Origin of the sequence: Moorena sp. SIO3H5, assembly GCF_010692395.1 — a bacterium.
Taxonomy (GTDB): Bacteria; Cyanobacteriota; Cyanobacteriia; order Cyanobacteriales; family Coleofasciculaceae; genus Moorena.
The window spans coordinates 1-3,809 of the sequence record NZ_JAAHHS010000572.1 but is presented as its reverse complement, the minus strand read 5'-3'; the positions used below and the strand labels follow the sequence as shown (position 1 = coordinate 3,809).

Annotated in this window: 4 protein-coding genes and 1 pseudogene; all 5 read left to right on the top strand. The window is 37.3% G+C overall.

What is annotated here, in order from left to right; translation table 11 throughout:
* A pseudogene (locus F6K52_RS33740) lies at positions 1-228 on the top strand (decarboxylase); the annotation flags it as partial.
* Between the two features lie 65 nt (positions 229-293).
* Entirely contained in the window at positions 294-1,181 is an 888-nt protein-coding gene (locus F6K52_RS33735; protein WP_293089142.1) for a hypothetical protein, read from the top strand.
* A gap of 28 nt (positions 1,182-1,209) precedes the next feature.
* Positions 1,210-2,079 (top strand): hypothetical protein, encoded by an 870-nt coding sequence (locus tag F6K52_RS33730; protein WP_293089140.1) that lies wholly within the window; start codon positions 1,210-1,212, stop codon positions 2,077-2,079.
* A gap of 84 nt (positions 2,080-2,163) precedes the next feature.
* Positions 2,164-2,973: a class II aldolase/adducin family protein gene (locus F6K52_RS33725; RefSeq protein WP_293089139.1), complete on the top strand. Its 810-nt coding sequence runs from the start codon at positions 2,164-2,166 to the stop codon at positions 2,971-2,973.
* Positions 2,974-2,981: 8 nt separating this feature from the next.
* On the top strand, positions 2,982-3,725 hold the full coding sequence (locus F6K52_RS33720; RefSeq protein WP_293089138.1) for an FAD-dependent oxidoreductase: 744 nt from the start codon (positions 2,982-2,984) through the stop codon (positions 3,723-3,725).
* The last annotated feature ends 84 nt before the right edge of the window (positions 3,726-3,809 follow it).

Genomic DNA, 3,809 nt, shown 5'->3' with positions numbered 1-3,809 from the left:
TTATCTGACAGTTACTTTTGCCGTCGCCCTCAAATGAGGACTTTACCTAAAGATGCTTTCTTTAGCCGGAAAGAAAAATTACCCATTGGGCAAGCATTAGGTAAAATAAGCGGTTGCTGTATCAAGAGAGTTCCCCCAGGGAGTCCGATTTTGATACCAGGAGAAGAAGTTACTCAGTGGCATCTCAAAGTTTTAGAATCTAACACCATGATTGATATCACTTGTTAAATCATAAAAGTAAGATTGTTAACACCGTATGGTTTTATTGCTTGCTATCAATTACCTAATAAAAAATGTCTTCACTAGTAAACAAAGTCACCTTATCCCAAGCCGAGAAAGAATTCTTTTGGGAAAATGGATTTATCAAGCTAAACAGACTATTAACCAGCGAAGCTATAGATAAATTACGGGAGCTAACCTACAACTCTAAGGAAATAACCAAAGCTCCTGAATACTATACTGGGGATTTTTCCAGAATTGGTTACGGTGTAGAAAATTCTGTCACTCACCAGATCTATTCTGAGGAAAACTTTAAATACACTCTCAAACAATTAATTGAGAATGACTTAACTTTCTTTGAAAGTGTGGGATTTGAATTAAAGCCCAACAAAAGAGGATTTTATTTCCACTTGGATGTAGCTAGTTTTAGCTTTATTAAAGCAGAAGATTTAGCCTATTCTATTTGGATACCACTAGTTCCCATTAATACCAAAGAGCAGCACGGAGGGATGGCATACGTACCTCAAAACGTTTATCCTGCCTCTGGGTATTTTTCCCTTATTTATGAACTAGTACAACACGAAAATATTGCCGAATTTTGTCAAACTGAAGATTTTAAATTTTTTAACTTTCCCCATGCTTCCAAAGTAGAAGAATTGATTCTAGAGAAAAATAAAGTGGAAGATGACTTTGAAGTAGGTGATGCTCTGTTATTAAACAAATTTGTTTGGCATAGGAGTGCCCCTCTGAAGGAAGGAAAGTTACCTTCGAGGATGGCATACACAATGCGTTTTGTGGATTCCCAAGCCCGCTATGGTAAAAAGTTTCTTGATGATTTTAATTACATGGTGAAAGCTATGGGGGATGATCCTTTAACTTCATTTGGTTATAAATTAACTGACCTTAAGGATGGTGATTTCATTTCTAAAAGTAAATTTATTTATAGCTCTAACTTATTCTAAATCCTACATCCTGACTTCTTAAAAGCTTATGTCTTTGCTAGTCAACAAAATCACTATATCCCCAGAAGAAAAAAAATCTTTTGCTGAGAATGGATTTGTCAAACTAAAAAAACTATTTACGGAAGAAACGATCGATAAATTACGGAATTTAACCGCCCAATCCAATCAAGTAACAAGAGTTCCCGAATCTTACAGTGGGGATTTTTCCAGACTGGGCTATGACCTAGAAAATACCGTAACAAAAAAAGTATATTCCCAGGAAAACTTTAAAAATGCCCTCAAGCAATTAATCGCAAATGAATTAATATTCACCCAAGGTGTGGGATTTGAATTAAAACCAAACAGAAAAGGATTTCATTTCCATCTAGATTTAGTTAGCTTCAACTTCATTAAACCAGAAGATTTAGGATATTCTATTTGGATCCCCCTAGTTCCAATTAATACCAAAGATCAACATGGAGGCATGGCATATGTATCGCGAAAGGCTTATCCCACCTTTGGGTACTATGCCCTCCGGTATGAACTAATACAACACAAAGACTTTGCCGAATTTTGTCAAACCGAAGAGTTTAATTATTTTGAGTTTTTCTATGCTTCTAAAGCTGAAGAGATGGTTTTAGAGAAAAATAAAGTAGAAGATAGCTTTGAAGTGGGTGATGCCCTTCTACTAGACAAATTTGTTTGGCATAGAAGTGTCCCCCTCCTGGAGGGAAAATTACCATCGAGAATGGCATATACAATGCGTTTTGTAGATTCCCAAGCCCGATACTCAAAAATTTTCCTTGATGGTCTTTACTCACTGATAAAATCTAATGGTGACGATACTTTAACGTCATTTGGTTATAAATTAACTGACCTTAAGGATGGTGATTTTATTTCCAAAAGTAAATTCGTTTAATAGTAACTTTAATCTTAATTAAAGTTCGTATACTTCCTGTTTACTTTGAAGACTAATTTTAGTAAAATTTAAAAAAATGTAACTATGAGTGTAAATACAAAAAACTCTAATATAAATAATTCCATAACTCCCTTTTATTCCCAAGAAGAACGAAACTTGCGCATAGATCTTGCTGCTGCTTACCGCTTGATTCACTATTATGGGATGACAGACATGATCTACACCCATATTTCCTTGCGGATTAAAGAGGAACCACCAGTATTCCTGATTAATCCCTATGGTATGATGTTCAACGAAATATGTGCATCAAATTTGGTTCCAGTGGATGCTAATGGCAACAAAATTGACCAGGCAGACGTGGAAGTAAATCCTGCTGGATTTACGATACACAGTGCTATTCATAATGGTTGCCCTAATGCTCATGCAATCATCCACACCCATACTGTTAGTGGCATGGCTGTTGCTGCTATGGAAGAGGGTTTGTTGCCCCTGAACCAAATTTCCATGGAATTTTATAATCGGGTTGCCTACCATGATTATGAGGGAATTTCACTTGACCTTGATGAGCGAGAAAGGCTTGTGGCATCTCTGGGAAACAAGAAATGTTTAATTCTCCGTAACCACGGTCTTTTAACTCTAGGTGAAACAGTGGCAGAGGCGTTCTACTACATGTACTACCTGAATAAGGCGTGCGAGATTCAGGTTAATGTGTTAAGTAGCAACGCCAAGCCAATCATACCACCACCTGAGATTTGCGAACATACAGCACGGCAGTTCGAAGGTCCCTTCCACAAGAATAACCAAGAATTCCAGAGTGTATGGGAAGCTAATCGCCGTTTGCTCGATCGGCTCGATCCCTCTTATATTGACATACTCCCACCCAAGTTACCCTAGGAAAAATCATGGCATCTTCAAATATACAAAAAAACTACGATGTCGTTATCGTCGGTGGTGGACACAATGGACTAGTCGCAGCCTGTTATCTTACCAAAGCGGGTAAATCTGTTTTGGTGCTAGAACAACAAGATAAGGTAGGAGGAGCAGTTGTTTCAGAACAACTATTTACAGGTATCGAAGCGAAACTCTCAGTGTATGCCTATCTAGTGGGAATGCTCCCACAAAAAATTATCTCAGATCTAGATTTAAATTTTAAATTCCGACAAAGAAATCCCGCTTCCTTCACTCCATATGAAAAAGATGGAAAGCATCAAGGTTTACTGATTAGTAATAGTGATGAAACAATTACTCATAAATCTTTTGGACAACTCACCGAAAATTTACAAGAGTACCCAAACTATTGCAAATTCCATCAATTACAAAAATCTCTAGGAAAGCATCTTTGGCAATCTTTACTCGAACCAATGCAGACCAGAGATGATATTAAAAATCGCTTTCAAACAGAAGAAGAAAAACTAGCTTGGAAATTATTTATAGAGCAACCCTTGGGAGTTGCTATTGAAGAATTCTTTCAAAGCGATTTGGTGCGGGGTTTAGTATTCACAGATGGAACTATTGGCACCTTTACCCATCCCCATGACTCGTCCTTAAAACAAAATCGGACGTTTCTCTATCATATTATTGCCAATGGTACAGGGGATTGGTGCTGGGGGGGCGACAAGCGCCCTGTAACCCTTGATACATCTTAAATTGAGCAAATTATGGTAAAAAAAGATAGGTCATAACTTGTCAATACGACCTATCAATTGAAAATGCTACCAGAATTATATCAA

What these genes read in the sequence shown, in the direction of transcription:
- F6K52_RS33735 (WP_293089142.1), top strand. Translation starts at nt 294, where the DNA reads ATGTCTTCACTAGTAAACAAAGTCACCTTATCCCAAGCCGAGAAAGAA.
- F6K52_RS33730 (WP_293089140.1), top strand. Translation starts at nt 1,210, where the DNA reads ATGTCTTTGCTAGTCAACAAAATCACTATATCCCCAGAAGAAAAAAAA.
- F6K52_RS33725 (WP_293089139.1), top strand. Translation starts at nt 2,164, where the DNA reads ATGAGTGTAAATACAAAAAACTCTAATATAAATAATTCCATAACTCCC.
- F6K52_RS33720 (WP_293089138.1), top strand. Translation starts at nt 2,982, where the DNA reads ATGGCATCTTCAAATATACAAAAAAACTACGATGTCGTTATCGTCGGT.